The organism is Microcoleus sp. PH2017_28_MFU_U_A, from assembly GCF_020738035.1.
Taxonomy (GTDB): domain Bacteria; phylum Cyanobacteriota; class Cyanobacteriia; order Cyanobacteriales; family Microcoleaceae; genus Microcoleus.
Window position 1 is genome coordinate 36941 of sequence record NZ_JAEQCX010000039.1, and the last position, 18172, is coordinate 55112.

17 protein-coding genes are annotated in these 18172 nt (G+C 46.7%); 6 read left to right on the top strand and 11 right to left on the bottom strand.

The window, feature by feature from the left end; genetic code table 11:
* Positions 1-7: 7 nt before the first annotated feature.
* The 6 genes from JGK14_RS08405 to JGK14_RS08430 all read right to left on the bottom strand — a co-directional run bounded on the left by JGK14_RS08405 (position 8) and on the right by JGK14_RS08430 (position 3787).
* Positions 8-322 (bottom strand): GNAT family N-acetyltransferase, encoded by a 315-nt coding sequence (locus tag JGK14_RS08405; protein ID WP_293211389.1) that lies wholly within the window; start codon positions 320-322, stop codon positions 8-10.
* 247 nt (positions 323-569) lie between these two features.
* Complete coding sequence (locus tag JGK14_RS08410) at positions 570-1526, bottom strand: hypothetical protein (RefSeq protein WP_293190363.1); 957 nt, start codon at positions 1524-1526, stop codon at positions 570-572.
* Positions 1527-2126: 600 nt separating this feature from the next.
* Complete coding sequence (locus JGK14_RS08415) at positions 2127-2558, bottom strand: DMT family transporter (RefSeq protein ID WP_293186480.1); 432 nt, start codon at positions 2556-2558, stop codon at positions 2127-2129.
* A gap of 41 nt (positions 2559-2599) precedes the next feature.
* On the bottom strand, positions 2600-3181 hold the full coding sequence (locus JGK14_RS08420; protein WP_325314952.1) for a transglutaminase-like domain-containing protein: 582 nt from the start codon (positions 3179-3181) through the stop codon (positions 2600-2602).
* A 41-nt stretch (positions 3182-3222) separates the two neighbouring features.
* Complete coding sequence (locus tag JGK14_RS08425; protein WP_293231142.1) at positions 3223-3516, bottom strand: hypothetical protein; 294 nt, start codon at positions 3514-3516, stop codon at positions 3223-3225.
* Entirely contained in the window at positions 3506-3787 is a 282-nt protein-coding gene (locus JGK14_RS08430) for a BrnT family toxin (protein ID WP_293239821.1), read from the bottom strand. The genes JGK14_RS08425 and JGK14_RS08430 overlap by 11 nt, the downstream gene beginning before the upstream one ends.
* Before the next feature lie 241 nt (positions 3788-4028).
* Between JGK14_RS08430 and JGK14_RS08435 the strand changes: the two genes are divergently transcribed.
* The gene (locus JGK14_RS08435; RefSeq protein WP_293186488.1) at positions 4029-4775 is read left to right on the top strand and encodes a calcium-binding protein; all 747 of its coding nucleotides are present in this window, start codon (positions 4029-4031) and stop codon (positions 4773-4775) included.
* Positions 4776-5075: 300 nt separating this feature from the next.
* On the opposite strand, the gene JGK14_RS08440 is transcribed toward JGK14_RS08435, so the two are convergent.
* The 3 genes from JGK14_RS08440 to JGK14_RS08450 all read right to left on the bottom strand — a co-directional run bounded on the left by JGK14_RS08440 (position 5076) and on the right by JGK14_RS08450 (position 11718).
* Complete coding sequence (locus JGK14_RS08440; RefSeq protein ID WP_325314953.1) at positions 5076-7385, bottom strand: DNA phosphorothioation-associated putative methyltransferase; 2310 nt, start codon at positions 7383-7385, stop codon at positions 5076-5078.
* Positions 7386-7617: 232 nt separating this feature from the next.
* Positions 7618-11058 (bottom strand): response regulator, encoded by a 3441-nt coding sequence (locus tag JGK14_RS08445; RefSeq protein WP_325314954.1) that lies wholly within the window; start codon positions 11056-11058, stop codon positions 7618-7620.
* A gap of 228 nt (positions 11059-11286) precedes the next feature.
* Positions 11287-11718 carry a response regulator gene (locus tag JGK14_RS08450; protein ID WP_325314955.1) on the bottom strand — a complete coding sequence of 144 codons (432 nt, stop codon included), beginning with the start codon at positions 11716-11718 and terminating at the stop codon, positions 11287-11289.
* Between the two features lie 226 nt (positions 11719-11944).
* Here JGK14_RS08450 and JGK14_RS08455 point away from each other — a divergent pair, with 226 nt between their 5' ends.
* The 3 genes from JGK14_RS08455 to JGK14_RS08465 all read left to right on the top strand — a co-directional run bounded on the left by JGK14_RS08455 (position 11945) and on the right by JGK14_RS08465 (position 16128).
* Complete coding sequence (locus JGK14_RS08455; protein ID WP_293202997.1) at positions 11945-12091, top strand: hypothetical protein; 147 nt, start codon at positions 11945-11947, stop codon at positions 12089-12091.
* 215 nt (positions 12092-12306) lie between these two features.
* Entirely contained in the window at positions 12307-13035 is a 729-nt protein-coding gene (purC, locus tag JGK14_RS08460) for a phosphoribosylaminoimidazolesuccinocarboxamide synthase (RefSeq protein ID WP_293186504.1), read from the top strand.
* A 627-nt stretch (positions 13036-13662) separates the two neighbouring features.
* Positions 13663-16128 carry a BamA/TamA family outer membrane protein gene (locus tag JGK14_RS08465; RefSeq protein WP_325314956.1) on the top strand — a complete coding sequence of 822 codons (2466 nt, stop codon included), beginning with the start codon at positions 13663-13665 and terminating at the stop codon, positions 16126-16128.
* A 32-nt stretch (positions 16129-16160) separates the two neighbouring features.
* On the opposite strand, the gene JGK14_RS08470 is transcribed toward JGK14_RS08465, so the two are convergent.
* Positions 16161-16355 (bottom strand): hypothetical protein, encoded by a 195-nt coding sequence (locus JGK14_RS08470; protein WP_293186498.1) that lies wholly within the window; start codon positions 16353-16355, stop codon positions 16161-16163.
* Here JGK14_RS08470 and lpxC point away from each other — a divergent pair.
* Positions 16354-17211: a UDP-3-O-acyl-N-acetylglucosamine deacetylase gene (gene lpxC / locus JGK14_RS08475; protein ID WP_293198153.1), complete on the top strand. Its 858-nt coding sequence runs from the start codon at positions 16354-16356 to the stop codon at positions 17209-17211. The two genes, JGK14_RS08470 and lpxC, sit on opposite strands and share 2 nt — an antisense overlap.
* Positions 17212-17305: 94 nt before the next feature.
* Here the strand turns inward: lpxC and JGK14_RS08480 are convergent, their stop codons facing one another.
* Positions 17306-17440, bottom strand: coding sequence for a hypothetical protein (locus JGK14_RS08480; protein ID WP_293281869.1), 135 nt, complete (start codon positions 17438-17440; stop codon positions 17306-17308).
* 24 nt (positions 17441-17464) lie between these two features.
* Here JGK14_RS08480 and fabZ point away from each other — a divergent pair, with 24 nt between their 5' ends.
* Positions 17465-17986 carry a 3-hydroxyacyl-ACP dehydratase FabZ gene (gene fabZ / locus JGK14_RS08485; RefSeq protein WP_293186502.1) on the top strand — a complete coding sequence of 174 codons (522 nt, stop codon included), beginning with the start codon at positions 17465-17467 and terminating at the stop codon, positions 17984-17986.
* Positions 17987-18172: the final 186 nt, after the last annotated feature.

Below are 18172 nucleotides of genomic sequence, written 5' to 3' on the forward strand. Positions count from 1 at the left end.
TGCCTGCCTAAGCTCTGTTGAATAGTTCTCTACCGATTCCTTGCCCAGCAAATTCTCTGCGGACGAACAACAACGACAGATGATTCCCTCTCCGAAATGCAATAAAACCAACAACTATCCCATTCCATGTAGCGACTAACTTTTTCTCGCTACTAAAGATTCTTGCTCTTAATTCTTCTAGGTCAGAAATCTTTTTCCATTCGGCAACGCTTTCTGGTGTTCCATCTGTGAGCTCCCATAGATCCGCAGAAGCCCACATACAAGCACTAATTTCTTGTTCGTCCCCAAGCTGCGGAGGTCGATAGGCAATTGAATTCATCATTGTGGTGCGATCGCGATATCAGTCTTCATTCATGGTTGAAATGGTGTACCATGATGAAAGCGAAGTACCCAACCGCTGGTTGTTCGCGACCAAAGAGAGTTTCTGCGTGTATTAGTGTTAGTCTGCCGATCGCAACAGACGAGTAAAACCCTCTTGGTCAAAGTGTCTATCAGTGGTCAAGGCTTCCAGAATACCTCGATCGCGCATCAACACAAAAATTATACCCTTATACAGAGAATAAGTTCGATCATTTCGCTAGACCTTCCTGTTTGATTTCGTATCCCAATAGTCTAGAGAAGTAATCGAAAGTTTCTTGATGTCGGTCATACATATGTATGACCGAAGCCAACTTCCCATCTACAGTGAATACTCCATCAGGACAAACTTTAAAGCGATTCAAGGATTCGCCAGCAATTGTTAGTACAGGGCCTACGGCATTTTCATGAACTTCAAACGGAATATTATTAAACCCATCAGTATAGAAAAGATGATTAAAGACTGATTGCTCGATACCAATAAAGGGAGTTTTCAAAATTTCTGCACATAGAACTTCAAGGAAAGCATCGACTCCCTTGAAGCTTCCCATAATTGTGCCAATGCAAATAGCTGGTTTGCCTACCACCTTTTGCAAAGCCTTGGAACCGTAGCTATCGCCATACCACTTTGTATCCCAGTAATCGTCACCTCCATATTGGACATCCTGCTTAAAAAAGTGTAATTCTGAGGAATCTACCTTATCAAAAAAGGGTGACTGAAAAGCTACATCTTTTACATCTGACATAAAGACTTTCTTATACTGTGGATTCGTTTTTAGGAAGTCTCTGTAAGTGAACCACCGGACAAAATGAGGATGATGCCATAGCTTCAATAGTTGAACGTACATTTCGTAAAATATAATTCTTAATGACGGTATATTTTGAGTTGATAGTGCCAGCCATTTTGTTGGGTAGAGTATGCTTCTATTTAGAAGCTTCGAGAACTTATTTACACTAAAGGAATAGGTATTTGGAGTGTATGAAAATGTTACCGAATACTCTTTGGAAATTTCACAAAGCTGATTGTTAACATTATTCGTGCAGATGACTAAGTCGCATACTTGAGGAGCATAGACGCTACGAAGAGTTTTTGCAAATACCTCTAGTCTCTCTGGATTTAGATTAGTTGCAAATCCAAGGACAACATTCTCAATTTGGTAATCAGACATAGTTATAATCCTTCCTCAAAACAGATAAAACCTAACTATAGCAGCCCTAAATCAGTCGAAAAATTGATGGATGCCAGAACCTTTGCAGTGTAAGCGTTTTACTAGCGTATAATGCCAGCAAATCATTTAGGATTGGTATATCTAATATTACAGGCCGTTTAGGCTGATTGTCAAGTTTCTGGCTAAACACCCTATATGGGTTCAAAAGCCGAAAGTTTATGCCTAAAATCCCTATTTTATCTGATTAGACCGAAAGTTTCTGCCCAATCACCCAAATCGTGGTGTTATGTGGAAAATTTCGGGCATTATTATTTAGACCTGCACGCGATCGAGTGCGGGTCAAGCATTAGTCGTAGGGAGTGATTAGTCCGCTCGATCGCTAGCAAGCAACATCAAGTCAGCGCCGATCGCAATCTATTAGGTGATGGATTAATCGTCACACCCACGCTGAGGATCGCAAATTAAATAATTTACACAAGTTTGTGGGATGGGCGGGAGAGCCCGTTCTTTCTGGACGGGTTCTTCTGGCCCATCCCACAATAATCATCAAATTATAAGTTATTTAATTCTCATTCCTTAGTGCGTCTAAATTAGGCATTCTCACTGTTTTTGAATCAGGATTACTCCAATCAGCAATAATGCAGTTCCTAAGATGCGAGACACGCTGAGAGAAATCTGGGTAACACCAAATGCGCCAGTAGAATCCAAGACAAGTGCCGCAATCATCTGTCCGGCAATCACCAATGAAAAAACCACCGCCACACCTAATTTCGGGATTGCGATCAATGATGCAACAAGATAGTATGCTGCAAAAACCCCACCGAACCAGGCCCATTGTGGAAGAGAATTGAATGCGGGAATGGAGCCCCGATTAGTCGCTCCGCTGGCCCACACTAAAGCGAGTGAAAGCAGAGTTACGAATACTGAGATCATTGTAGTGAGAACCGGAGAGCCGGTTGACGATCGCAAACGCGCATTCCAAGCCATGTGGTGGTAGTGTGTCAGCATCATTTTGCGATCGTCTGCGTTCATAAGACAGTGACTTTTGTAATGAGATGCCGTGTTGTGTTATATCACCACAAGCCATAACTCTTCGCAGACTCCAACGAAATGTCTGGGAGATTGCGAGGCATATCATCCCATGTATTCTGTCCTTGTAATGCTTCTATAACGACTTGAAGTGGCTCTGAGAATATGGCTGGAAAATCTGCCTCTTCAGGAAACTGAATCTTAAATGCTAACTGTTCTTGAGGTGGAGTGAATTGAGCGTTGACTGCTTCTTTATTACCTCTGGCATCAACTCGATACCAACCAACTTCTGGCAAATGAATGGCATTCAAACCGTGCAAACTGTACGGCGCACCTCGATCATCAATACTCAACCGCTGGTAACAAAAGCCTGCCGGAATCTCATTTGCTCTGAGTAACGCTGCTAACAGGTGACTTTTCGCATAACAATAACCTGTTTTGTGCTGAAGAACATCTGAAGCTCGACAGGTAACAGGACTCATTTGATAGTCATAACTGTGACTAATTTCATCTCGCACCCACTCAAAACACGCTTTGGCGATCGCCGTTGGTGTCTCATGTCCCGATGCGATTTGTTTAGCACATTCCATAATTTTGGGATGTTGCCAATCAATAAATTCACTCACTCACTTTTAAGTATTCTTCCATTTCCATGACTATTACTCTATTAACAGGATTTAGCACGAAGGACTTCCTTTAATGCCTCATCAATCACTGCATCACTGACACCTCGACGCTTCAAACTTGCGACTAGGGCTGTCACTGTCTCGCTCTCAAATCGTTCTAAATCAACGCGCAAACCTTGACCAATATAAGCACGAATTAATGGCTGATAACCCGAAAAACCCAACAATGGTGCAACTTTCTTCAGGTCTTCCACAACATCTTCGGGCATACGGATAGTCACGCTAGTCATTGGACGGTTGCGGTTTAATCGCTGCTTTAATGCTTCAACTTTCATACTCTGCCCTCTCTTGACGAGTTGCTTTACGTGCTGAAATAATCCGAATGACATTCTCTTCACGCTCAATGTGAACCACATACAATAGATTCCACCGACTATCTAGCCCAATCACAGCATCACGCGCTTCGTCATTGCGGCTGGCATCAACGACAACTAGAAATGGGTCAAAGAAGGATTCAGCAGCTTGTTGAAAAGTAATCCCATCATGATTTAGGGGATTAATCCGCGCTTTTCCGTCATCCCATACAAAGGTAATGCCATTGAGCATGAAGTATACATTCATACTCCTTAGTATAGGTAAAATGTATTTACAATGTCAATACGTTATCATAGTACGGTCTGGTGCAGTGATTTCTTAGACCATATTTACTTTGCGGAGTTCTACGTTGCCTCCTTCAAAGACTTGAACCACGATCGGCATTGGCGATTCCTGGGATCGTACAGATGTCTTGGTTCGTCCACCGAATCGGTTAGGATGTATCCGTTCAACCTTAAACAATTGAGAAATAATGGCTCGGATCAACATTTCTGCTGACCCCAATGCACAGGGTACGGATAGTGATGATGTTATCACTGACACTGATAATGGTCGTCGCACCTTTGGCCTCGGTGGCAATGACTTCATCAATGGCTTTGGTGGCAATGATGAGCTGTTCGGGAATCTTGGCCGTGACACGCTACGGGGCGGGGCAGGTTCCGATACGATCTATGGTGGCCAAGATGGAGATGAGCTCTCCGGGGGATTGGATAACGACTTGATTTTCGGCAATCTTGGCACAGACGATCTGACTGGCGATCGAGGTGACGATCGAATGTTTGGCGGACGAGACAACGATCGGATCTCTGGAGGTGATGGAGACGATTTCTTGTCTGGTGATGGGGGGTTTGACATTTTGACAGGTGGCCCCGGACGAGACACCTTTGTGGTTCAAAATGAGCTAGCTACCAACTCTTTCGATCACTTATTTGACTTCGTTCTCGGTGAAGACAAGATTGCTCTTGGCGGTGGTTTATCGTTCAACGACCTACAAATCTCAACTATACCAAGAGAGGTTGCTAATAATCGGGCAAATAATGATTTACTTGACAGACAGTTTGCTCCGTGGTCAGGAGCAATCGCTATTAACAATGATCGCGATCTACTGATTACACTCAGATCAACGGGGCGGACGATCGCTCGTGTGAATAATCTACAAACAGGACAATCTCAAATTACACCAGCCAGCCTGACAGCAGAAAATTTCATCAGTATTTAGGACTTGGTTGCTCATCTACTTAGGAACTTATCCGCTGGGATAAACAACCCGGTTTCGTCAATATCTCTTGATTTGATGTAGGGTTTTGATCGGAAACCGGGTTGTTTGCGGCATATTCTTGAATCTCTGCACCGATGTCATATCAATTCCGGTTGCACCGATGTCATATCAATTCCGGTTACACCGGAATGATAAGAGGAGACGGCTTGGCCTTAGTCCCTACCGTGATTAATTGTAGGGACTAAGGCCAAGCCGTCTCCTCATTTCGACTAAAATTATACTCCGTTTCCATGACTATTCCTATTCCTCTCCCTCTTCTTTTCCATCCTCTGTGCTCTCTGTGTCCTCTGCGGTTCCTTCACTCTTTCCCGCATTAACCTCAATCTTTTGCTGATGACGTTCCGACGCAGTTGTTTGCAGCATTTTCAATTTTTCTGGGTCGGAATCCGATCGCCAAAACAAGCGATGACCCTTGATTTTGACGCAACTTTCCTCCAAACAGTTCAGCAATTCCCGCTCCTTAAATCCACCGGACTTATCAAAAATTCCCAACTTTTCCTCTTGGCGACTGAGCTTCGCAAACTTCTGATAATGCGGATAACTAGATGATACAAAAGCTTCTTTTCTAACTAAAATTGGCGGATTAGACAAATTAGAATAGTCTTGATAGCCGACAGAAAGACCGCGCAAATTGATGTGCATGGAAGTGTGAAGAACTGGATGTGGATCGGTATCAAAATCGGGATAAAATAAATAGGAAATTTTCGGTTTATTAGCATAAAATTTGATGATTGTCGCGCCGTCAAGTCTGCCGATTGTCCGGTTGGCACAGCCTTCGTAGAGTCGCAATAAAGGGTCTAGTTCTTCTAATGCAGAGACGTGAACCGAAAGGGAACCGTGTTGTTTGTAGCCGATCGCACTATCCTCGCAACAGTCCGCCACAATATCCGGTTTGCTCAGGCTATATAGCATTAAATCTGCCAAAGTGCAAGCCCTGTGATAACTGTCAAACAAACCCTTGATGTCATTGCGGATTTGAGCCGGAAGCCGCCGCATCGGAGGGCGATCGCCTAAACCGTTGAGAGCGAGATATACTAGCAAATCCTGGCGGCGCTTGTCGGCGATAGTCTCCCAATCATCCGCATCCGTTGCTTGCAAAATCACCCGCCAAGCGCGGTTAAAACTGTGAAATTCTTCCTTGATTGGCGCTTCTTCGGCTAATTCGCCCTTCACCGGGAGGCGGCCGCGATCGCTCACAAACGCCATCAAAGGAGCCAGCATTTCCTCGTAATCCTCAAAGCGCTTGACTTGCGATCGCACTCTGGGAGTCGATAAGCGCGATCGAAACCGAGAAGCCCGAAAACCCTCACCCTCCGCCGCATCCCGAAACACAAAATAGATTCCCAAAGCCACAGGAATCGCATCAACATTCAAAACTTGATCGATATAAACCTTCAACTCTTCCTGCTCGTAATACTTCTGAAAAGTATTGCGAGAAGTGATCACCCCATCCCCGTAAGCAATTTGACCTCTATCGCCATCATCAATCAAAACCTGAGCCGCCACCACCAATAAATTCTTAGTTAATTCCCAAGCATTTAGCAAAGATTCTCGGCGTTCCGCCAAAGATTCAATCACATTAATTACATAACCAATATTCACAATATCCGCACCAATTTGCGGAGTATCCGGCTGATAGTATGGGTCCCAACCCGCAGCAACATAACCCTCTTGGGCAATATATTTAACATCGCCACCGTAGCCACAGCCGTAATCAAAAAAAGTCATTCCATCAACAAACAAATCAGATTCCAAAACTAGACGCACAGGTTTAGAAATAGAGTTGCGTACCATCGCAGCTTTGTGCCGCTCAATCTTGGGAATTGATAACTCGCTATTCTCCTGTTTCAAACGCTCGACAACAGCATGATCGTGGATTTCAACACCGCAATATCCCAAATATTTAAGCCAACCATCGCGAGTGCCGATCGCGCTTGTATTGTCCAGCAGTCCCCATCCTTCCTCGCAGCGAGTCAGTCGAGCAAACTTCTCGTAATTGGGATAATCCGGTGTCACAAAAGTTTCTTTGCGGTGCAAAACCGGGGGATTTTCACTGTTGCTGTAATCGAAATATTTAACTTCCGCTGTTTCCAGATTAATTTGGATGCTGGTTTGTAAAGCAGGGTGAGCGTCTGTATCGAAATCGGGGTAAAAAAGATAAGATATTTTAGGTTGATTGAGGGAAAACTTAACTAAAGTTGCTTCATCAATATTTTCGAGATGGCGTCTGGCACAATTTTCGTAAATTACCAAGACAGGATTGAGTGCTGACAATGCCGAAACGTGAACGTAAAAAGCCGTTGGTAATTTTTTGCCTATTTTGCTTTCCCGACAGCACCGAGCTATTTTGGCCACCAGACTATCAACAGAAAATTCATTGATTTCTTCGGGCGCACATGGCACAGCATTTACATAACTTTCCCCAGCAAGAGGATTGTTTTCATGTAATAAAACTTCCCGAGCAAAAGCCATCAAAGGCGTTAGAATTTCTCCATTATTTTCTAATGGTTCGCTATGTGAAACAGGGTTTGTATCGGTATCGTAAGTCATAGGTTAACTCATCGATTTTTTCTTAAAGACTGGGCGGTTGAAACCGCGTCTATACAGACAAAACCCGGATGGTGCGCGGGTTGAAGATAATTAGACCGTGCGGTTAAAATTACCTTGTTTTCTTGAGTCAGCCGAGGTGTTCGGCGAGCGAAGTCGAGTCGCGGACATCGTTTGTTTGGCGTGCGATTTTAATCGCCGACTATAATTGCCGACGTATCTAACAACTTAAATATTAACCAAACATTCGAGTTTCCACAAACTCTTGAACTCTGGCTAAATGACTGGACAAACTCGCTAATATGCTTTCAACCCTCTCAATAGTTGACAATCCCGAAGCTGGCGGTTGAGATTGAAAGCCTCGCGCCTGATGCTCCAATTGTGCTGCTAAATCCGACATCTGAGCAACTCCCACATTTGCAGAAGTTCCCTTGAGACGGTGAGCTTGATATTCCACAGTTGACCAATCTTTAGCTTCTGCGGCTATTTTGGCAGCAGCCACATCAGCTTGTGCGTTTCCCACAAATGCTTGCAAGAGTCGCTCGGGCAATTTGACATTAACCTGTCCGAGTTGCTGCAATCTGCTTTGGTCGAACAGTCCGTCGCAGTCTGCGTGTTCCCAAGCTTGCAGTTCGTGAAGCGAAGCTATCCCGCAGGGAATCGCCCTTGGTGCCGGCACAGCCACAGGCATTGCTGCTTCCAAAACTTCTGGATAATTTGTTTCTAATTGAGGATTTTGTACCAAATTAATACCTTTAACTCCATACTTATTTTTAAACTCAACATTTTGGGATTCATATTTTTTCAGCGCCACGGCCAAAGTATCTAAATCTACAGGTTTGCTGAGATAATCATCCATCCCCGCCGCCAGACACTTTTCTCGTTCTCCCGGCATAGCGTGAGCCGTTAAAGCAATCACAAAAGTATGCCGATCGCCCTTTTCTCGCTCCCTTAACTTTTTTGTCGTTTCATAACCGTCAAGTATTGGCATTTGACAGTCCATCAACACCAAATTATAGCTTTTTTGTGCCAGCAAGTCCAGCGCTTCTTGACCGTTGGAGGCGCAGTCAGCATGATAGCCTAAAGCTGTCAACTGTTCGACAATAACTTGTTGATTGATCGGGTGGTCTTCCGCCAGCAATATTCTCAGAGATGAGGGTGAATAGGGAGTAACATATCGAGAATTGACTCCTAGTAATTTGCAAGTATTAGCAGCCTCCAAGCTGTCAAACTCTCCCGTTCCCTTAACCGATGCCAGCAAAGCTTCAAGCAAGCGGGAAGGCCGCACCGGCTCGATTAAATAGCCGCTAAAACCATGACAGCAAAGTGCTTCAGCTTTTCGCTGTTCCCGCAAAGCAGTCATGGCGATTAACGAGGCAAATGTCGAGGTCGATCGCACTTTCCGGGCAAATTCCTCAGCATCCAAATCCGGCATTTGCAAGTCCACCAGCACCGCATCGCAGCTTTTTTCGCCTTCCTCTGAATGCCCAGAAATGCTACTATTGGCATTTTTCAACCAAGTCAAAGCAGCAGCAGCGCTTTCTGCTTCGTAGCAGCGGGCGCCCCACCTTTGAGCGAGCGATCGCACCGCCGCCCTCTTCAAAGCGCTTCCCGAGACTACTAACAGCTTCTTAAGAGCAAGTTCGGCAGTCTGAGGCTCAACTTGCAACTGTTTTTCCAAAGGTACAGCAAACCAAAATGTCGAACCGTTGCCGAGAAAACTGCGAATCCCAATGGCACCTCCCATCATTTCGACTAACTGCTTGCAAATAGCCAAACCCAAACCCGTCCCGCCGTAAGCCCTAGTTGGAGAAGCGTCTACCTGAGAAAAAGATTGGAACAGTTTTGTCTGCCCTTCCGGCGAAATTCCAATGCCAGTATCGCGCACCGAAAATAGCAAACTTTCTCCTTGTCTGCCGTCTGCCAATCGGTTGCCCCGTTTCACAGTCACGTGAACTAAGACTTGGCCGCGATCGGTAAATTTGATCGCATTTACCGTCAAATTGAGCAATATTTGCTTCAACCTGCCCGAGTCGCCCACCAACTTTTTAGGCACCGCACTGTCAATTAAAAAATTCAATTCAATATTTTTTTCCTCAGCCAAAGGTGCAACCATTTCTATCACCGATTCCAGGCAGCTATGCAAATCAAAATCTGCCTTTTCCAGCCGCATTTCTCCGGCTTCTATCTTAGAAAAATCGAGGATATCATTAATCACGCTCAGCAAATGTTCAGCACTGCGGTAAATAGTCTGAGCCGACTCCCGCTGTTTTGGTTCCAGAGGAGCGCGCAGCAGCAATTGAGCCATGCCCAAAACGCCATTCATCGGAGTGCGAATTTCGTGACTCATGTTCGCCAAAAACTGCGACTTTACCCGGCTCGCTTCTAGGGCAGTTTCTCGGGCTTCCACCAACTCATTAATCTTGTCGGCTACCATTACCATTCCCCCCACTTGGCCGTCGGGATTGTACCAAGGGTGAGCTGCCCAGCGCAGGTATATAACAGAGCCGTCTGCTCGTTCCCAAGCATCTTCGCTCACAGAAATTACCTCACCCTTTAACACTTCTTGATACATCATTTTCCAGCGATTTGGCGTATCTGGAAACAATTCGTAATGACTGAGATTTGTCAGGGACTGCCACTCGAAATTAAATTGAGTCAGCCATTGGTGAGAGTTAGCTAAATAGCGCATTTGGGTATCGAACATCGCCATTGCTACCGGCACGCAGGTAATAATTTGTTTCAGTTGCTGCCGTTCTCTTTCTAGCGCGTCTTCGGCTTGTTTGCGATCGGTAATATCGCTAATCATGCCGGCCATCCGCAGCGCTTTTCCTTGGGAATTTCGCTGGGCTTTGCCCTGGGAAGTGCAGTAGCGGTAAGCTCCTGAGGAGTGCAGCAGCCGGAATTCTACATTGTAGTCGATCGCTTGTTCTAGATGAGCTGCGATCGCCCGGACGATGCCGTCCTTGTCATCGGGGTGCAGGCGGCTGTAGAGAGCATCCATCGTGCTGCCAAATTGCTCTCGCGGCAAACCGATAATTTCCAAAAGGCGATCGTTCCAATAAACCTCATTTTTACTTAAATCCCAATCCCAAATTCCGTCATTTACACCCTCTAAAACTAACCTGTACCTTTCCTCGCTTTCCTTAAGTTGTTGACTGGCATGAAACGCCTGAGATTCGGCGCGGTAAACGCGAAGGGCATTCTCCAAACTGCGCGACAAACTCTCAGCAGACATCTTGCCTTTAGCGATATAATCAGAAGCTCCCGCCTTCATCAATTCCACAGCAATTTGTTCGTCGCCTTGCCCGGTAAGTACAATTAACGGAACTTTCAGCCCAGATTCCCGTACATTTTTTACCAAACTCAGTCCGTCTCCGTCTGGCAAGCGGTAGTCTAGGAATACGCAGTCAAATTTGCAGTCAAATATCTGATTTAATAGCAGCGAATTGTCTGTTTCCTCAACCTCGCTTAACTTTTGAGATTTATCTGGATGCGAGAGTTTCGCCGCTGCTATACTAGAACTTTTCCTCACCAATAATTTTGCCAGAGCATCGGCGCAGTCTTCGGCTTCAGTAACTTCTACCGAAACCCGAGCAGACTTGAGCGAGCGTTTGACCGCCATGCGATCGACTTCATCGTCATCAACTATCAGAATTTTGATAAGTTTGTCCATAACAACCGAATTGTGAATTAATCTGAAAAAAACTGCGGCATCCCAAAAGTATCTAAAACAAAGGTATAGCCTTTCTCAGAAAGATTCGCGGACGATTGGGCATAGGGCATAGGGCATAGGGCATAGGGCATAGGGCACGCAGGCATACCTCACTTTTTTGAGAACCGCTATACCGCTCCCAAAATCACAACAGCCATCTTGAAATTTTGCTGTTCTCTTTTCTATGGCTTAGGGAATTTCGCTCAGCATCCAGTATTTGTTGAGGGTAGCCATAACTTCCACAAAGTTAGAAAAAGTGACGGGCTTAAGAATATAACCAGCTACATTCAAATTATAAGCTTCTACCTTGTCTCTATCTTCATTAGAAGTTGTCAGGACTATCACTGGAATCGACTTCAATTTTTCATCCAGCCGCAATTCTCGCAAGAACTCGATCCCGTTCATTCTCGGCATATTCAAGTCTAGCAAAATTAACCGGCGCGCTTGAGGCATTGGAGGCTCTGTTTTGCTTTCTTGGCGCAATATATGCAGAGCTTCTAATCCGTTTGCAGCCAAGTAGAGGGGGTTAACAATGTTATTTTTTTTGAACGCTCGCCGGACGTTCATCACATCCACCTCATCATCTTCTACCAAGAGGATATGAATTTTTTTGTCTTCCATAAATCAGCCATTTTACAGATGTTTTTTAAGCGCCAGTCTGTATGGTGAGCTTCATTCAGCACCGATCGCGAACCCAGCAGGTCTAATCTCTATTGTGCTTTGTCAAGAATCATTTATGCCTGGGCCGATCGCAGTATATATCTGGAGGCTTCCACAGTTGACAGTTGACAGTTGACAGTTGACCCCCAGAGAGCGACCTCTACGCAGAAGTCCGAGGATTGAAGTAATGAATAGTCTGATTTTAATTTCTCCCTACAAGGGTTCCGGCTTTAATCCAATTCTTTCTGGTAACAATACTTCGGACAGTTTTAGATCTAGTCGAGCCTCCGAAACCCTTACTGACCATATGCTGGACTATTTTTTCAATGTTTAAGTTCAGCCCTAAGTTTCAGAAAATGCGTAAAAATGGCAGGGCTTACTCGCTCTCGGCTTACACGGCCGTTAAAAAACTGTCCGAAGTATTGTGGTAAGTAAGCTCTAAACCTATACACGATCGGGCATTCCCTATCTAAAATCTCACATCTAAAATGGTATAATTTGCGATCGAGCTACGGTAAAATCTCAAACTCATCTATATTATTAATCGCCATGTCAGCCGATCGCAAACTCTACGAAGGCAAAGCCAAAATCCTGTACTCCACCGAAGACAGCGAAATCTTGCTGACCCACTTCAAAGACGACGCCACAGCCTTTAACGCCCAAAAACGCGGCAGCATCGCCGGCAAAGGCGAAATTAACTGCGCCATATCCGCCCACCTGTTTCGGATGCTAGAAGCCAAAGGCATTCCCACCCACTTCATCGACACGCCCGCCCCCAACCAAATGCGAGTCTGCCGCGTCGGCATCTTGCCCTTAGAAGTCGTCGTCAGAAACATTGCCGCCGGTAGTCTTTGCAAACAAACGGGAATCGCCCTCGGTACAATTATCAATCCGCCGCTGGTGGAATTTTATTACAAAAACGACGATCTGGGAGACCCGCTGCTAACCCGCGGCAGATTGCAGTTAATGCAGCTAGCTACCCCCGAACAAGTAAAGCAACTGTCGATCGCCGCCCGTGAAATTAACGAAATACTCAAAGAATTTTTTACCCTGTGCGGCATCACCCTGGTAGACTTCAAACTGGAATTTGGTATCGACCAACATCAAAATCTGATCCTCGCCGACGAAATCAGTCCCGACACTTGTCGCCTCTGGGACAACGCAGAAACTGACCCCGACGCGCGCGTGATGGACAAAGACAGATTCCGCCGCGACTTGGGCTCGGTAGAAAGCGCTTACCAGCAAGTTCTCCAGCGGGTTCTAGCTCAGAAAGTATAGAGGCTTGAAATGCGCTAGAATTGCACAGTTTGTACCCCTTCTGCCTTTAATGTCAGCAATCAGCCGTGAACAGTCATCAATTAAGTAAGTAGTAGTTCCGAATTAATTACACGAAATTTCGACTGAAACTCTTGCCTAGTAAGGAGTCTTTATGTAATTATTTTTGTGTGGTTATTTAGCGGTCAGTCGATTTTAAATTTTAGATTTACTTCACAAATGAATCTGGGAGGTTGAACTCTTAGTCTAAAATTTGGGGAACACTACGACAGCCCAGCGGGGGATAGATAAACAGTTGACAGTTGACAGTTGACAGTTGACAGTTAACTAATGACTCATGACTAATGCTGTTCGCGAGCTCCGAGACTCGCACTAATGACTAATGACTAATGACTAATAGACCTCTTGCAAAAATCGGAAAACACCCTGAAATCATCTGCGTTTATCTGTGTTTATCTGTCTGACATCTGCGGTTGAAGGATCGCTCAAAGACGGAAGAGGTCTAATGACTAATGACTAATGCCCAATGCCCAATGACTAATGACTGATGACTAATGACTAATGACTAATGACTAATGACTGATGACTAAATAATGTCGTGTGTGCGATCGCCCAAAAGAGTGAACAAAAATGCGTTTATCTGCTGTATTGGTGGCAGTTTTTACTGTCTCAGCAACCTTCGGATTATCAAATTCGGCAAGTGGTCAAACATCCTACTCTGAATCAACAGAGGAAGCTTTGGCTGCCGTTCCTTCCGCCCCGTCGATCGAATTACCCGATCGCCCCGTTCCAGAATTAACCCAAAATTCTCCTCAAAACCGCACAGCCGCTAACAGCAGCCCAGCGGCAGCCCTAAAAATAGCGGCGGCCCCTCGCAGAGGAGAAGACGATCGCGAACCCCCAAACCGAGTCACAGACCCAGTAACCCCGGTTTCGCCCGCACAGGTGCAACTCAAACCCGAGATTGCATCCAATCCCGTCGCCTCTAGCAGCCAAAATGCCCTGCCAGAGGCACAAGTGGCTAGCCCGCTCCCCCCCTCGGAGACGGGTGTTTCGCCCACCTGGGTTGCCGTAGAGCCTCGGAAACAGGACGAATCAGGGGCGATCGTCCAAGACCTCCAAGTTTCTCCTAAACCAGCCCAGGATGAATCAGGGGCGATCGTCCAAAACGCCCAAATTCCCCCCAGACCGGCCCCGGCTAGACCGGCCCCGACCAGACCGGCCCCGACCAGACCGCCGGCTAACACCCTTCCGACATTGCCCTCGGGCCCAGGAACACCGCAGCCCAGACCAGCCCCCGCACCAGCCGGGGCAGCAGAACCGCAAGTGCTAGTTGCCGAAGTTACCGTTACCGGGGCAACCGGAGACCTGGCAAGCGAGATTTACCGAGTCATCAGCACCCAACCGGGACGCACGACCAACCGCAGCCAACTGCAACAAGACATCAACGCCATTTTTGCCACCGGCTTTTTCAGAAACGTGCGTGCAGTCCCGGAAGACACCCCCTTAGGCGTGCGGGTGAGTTTTATCGTGCAGCCAAATCCGGTGCTGCGGGGAGTGACAATCACCGGTCAGCAAGTGCTGCCCCAAAGCGTAATTGACGATAGCTTCCGCGATCAGTACGGCAAAATTCTCAACCTCCGCCGCTTTGAGGAGGGAGTGAAAAAAATTAATGCCTGGTATCAAGAAAACGGCTATGTTTTGGGCCAAATTACTGATGCGCCACAAGTAGCAGACGACGGCACTGTCACCTTGGTAGTGGCAGAAGGCCAGATCGAATCCGTTGATGTCCGCTTCCTGAACAAGGAAGGAGAGGCAACGGATGCGACCGGTCAGACGATCGGAGGTAACACCCGCCGCTATGTGATCACCCGTGAAGTACAACTCAAGCCCGGAGATATCTTTAACCGCACCAAGGCGGAAAGAGATTTGAGGCGAGTGTTTGGTTTGGGGATTTTTGAAGACGTGCGGCTTGCTTTGGAACCGGGAACGACTGACCCCCGCAAGGCAAGGGTAATTGTCAACGTCATTGAGAAAAATACAGGTTCTCTGGCTGCGGGTGCGGGTTTGAGTTCCGCGACGGGTTTGTTCGGTACGGTGAGTTACCAGCAGCAAAACTTGAACGGTAGGAACCAAAAATTGGGGGCTGAAGTACAAATCGGGGAACGCCAAACCCTGTTTGACTTGAGTTTTACCGATCCCTGGATTGCGGGCGATCCTTACCGAACTTCTTTCACGGCTAATATTTTTAGAAGGCGATCGATCAGCGTGATTTTTGACGGCGGCGAGAGGGAAGTCAGATTGGCAAATGACGATCGACCCCGCATCGTCCGCACCGGTGGCGGCATCAATTTTACCCGTCCCTTGTCGCGCGATCCTTTTGCAGATTCTGAGTGGACAGCTTCACTCGGTTTGCAATACCAGCGAGTCTCAATTACCGATCGCAAAGGCCGGCGCGAATCCGAGGATGCACTCGGCAACCAGCTAAGTTTTAGCAACTCTGGTTCCGATGACTTGACAACCATTCAAGCAGGTGCTGTGCGCGATCGGCGCAACGACCCACTCCGCCCCACCAGCGGTTCCCTGCTCAGATTTGGCATGGAACAATCAATTCCTGTAGGTTCCGGCAGCATCCTGCTCAACCGCCTGCGTGCCAGCTACAGCTTTTATCTACCAGTCAAGTACACAAACTTTACCCCCGGCCCCCAAACCCTGGCATTTAGCTTCAAAGCCGGCACCGTATTCGGAGATTTGCCTCCCTACGAAGCCTTTGCCTTAGGTGGTGCCAACTCTGTGCGCGGATACAACGAAGGCGAAATCGGAGCCGGCCGCAGCTTCCTAGAAGGCAGCGTGGAGTACCGTTTCCCGATTATTTCGTTTATCGGCGGAGCGCTATTTTTGGATGCAGGCACCGACTTGGGCACGGGCAAAGATGTCCCCGGCGACCCGGCTGGTGTTCGCAGAAAGCCCGGTAGCGGTTACGGTTACGGCCTCGGCGTGCGGATTCAATCTCCTTTAGGCCCGATCCGGATCGATTACGGTATCAACGACGGCGGGGACAATCAAATTCACTTTGGGATTGGCGAGCGATTCTAATTGAAGAGTCATTAGTCAGTAGTCATTAGTCATTAGTTAGGGGTAATGGGTAATTGGTAATTGGTAATTGGTAATTGGGGAAAAGGTAATTGGGGAAAAGGTAATTGGTAATCGCTAATTACTGATTCTCCCTCTCTCCCCCTCTTCCTTCTTCCCTCTTCCTTCTTCCCTCTTCCTTCTTCCCTCTTCCTTCTTCCTTCTTCCTTCTTCCTTCTTCCTTCTTCCATGACTCAAAGTACCTTAAAATCTAAATTTGAAGTGTCGGGAATTGGTTTGCACAGCGGCGAACAAACTCGCGTCCGAGTCTTGCCCGCTGCGGTGGGAGAAGGCCGCTATTTTGTCAGAATTGACTTGCCCGGTGCTCCGATAATTCCGGCAACAATTGAGGCGGTTTGTCAGACTGCACTTTCTACTGAATTGGCTGGTGCGACAGGTGATCAAATTCGCACTGTAGAGCATCTATTAGGCGCTTTGGTGGGGATGGGAACGGATAATGCTCGAATTGAGGTTGATGGGCCAGAAGTACCGCTGCTGGACGGTTCGGCTCTGGTTTGGGTAGAGGCGATCGCCCATAGTGGCCTAATTCCTCAAGAATGCCAGGAAGAGCCAAATCCCTCATTCGTCCTGACTGAGCCGATTTGGGTGCGTCACGGGGATGCTTTTGTCGCCGCCCTACCGTCGGCTCAAACTCGGTTTAGTTACGGAATTGATTTTGAGGAACAGGCGATCGGCAATCAATGGTACAGTTGGTCGCCAGAGGTAGAAAGTTTTGCCAGCGCGATCGCCCCAGCCCGCACTTTTGGACTTGCCCGCCAAGTTGAACAATTGCGACAAGCAGGTTTGATCAAAGGTGGTACCCTAGAGAACGCCCTAGTTTGCGATCGATCCGGCTGGCTCAACCCGCCCTTGAGATTTGCCAACGAACCAGTGCGGCATAAAATCTTAGACTTAGTAGGCGACCTCAGCCTGCTGGGAACTTTGCCAAAAGCTCATTACTTGGCTTACAAAGCCAGTCACAACCTCCACGTCCAACTTGCCAAAGCCCTGAACTCCCAAGCTTCAGCCGTGCTGGAGACAAGTTAGAAAAGGTTCCAGGCTATATACAGTTATAGTTTGCAGTTACAATTCACAACCAAAGACGCGATCCCTTGCGTTTATGTAGCAACGGCCAAGGCGCTTAGAACATTCTTAATTGCTGAAACCATTGCAGTGAATCTGTTCTCTTGCGGCGATAACTAAAGCCTTCCATCTTCCATCTTCCATCTTCCATCTTCCTTCTTCCTTCTTCCTTCTTCCATCTTCCTTCTTTCATACCACACTCAAAAGTCTTCAAGCAATGTCCACGCTGACTGAAGTTAACACCCTCAATACTGCTAATTCCGAATCCGTTTCCACAGAAAACGGTGAGAATTCTCCAGCGGTTAAATCTACTTTTACTCTCGAAGAAATCCAGAAAATATTGCCTCACCGCTATCCTTTTGCACTCGTAGACAGGATTGTTGATTACGTGCCGGGAGTGCGGGCTGTAGGAATTAAAAATGTGACTTTCAACGAACCACATTTTCAAGGGCATTTTCCCGGAAGACCGATTATGCCGGGTGTCTTAATTGTCGAAGCGATGGCTCAAGTTGGCGGTATGGTTCTCGGTCAGTTACCGGACATTGAGCAAGGATTGTGGATGTTTACCGGCATTGATAAAGTCAAATTCCGCCGTCAGGTTGTACCGGGCGATCGGTTGCTGATGACTGTAGAATTGCTCTGGGTAAAACGCCGCCGCTTCGGAAAAATGCAGGCGATTGCAGAAGTGGACGGACAAAAAGTTTGTGAAGGAGAATTGACGTTTTCGATGGTAGATTAAATTGTTATTGGTTATTGGTTATTGGTTATTGGTTATTAGTTGTTGAGGAATTTTTATTTGTTCCTGATGACAACTGAAAACTGACAATTGACCAAAGAGCGAGACGCAAGCCCCTGGCTTTAGACATGGGGATAAGTCGGTAGCGGTTTCAACCGCCTTCTGTATTTAACAAAGCTTAATAAAGAA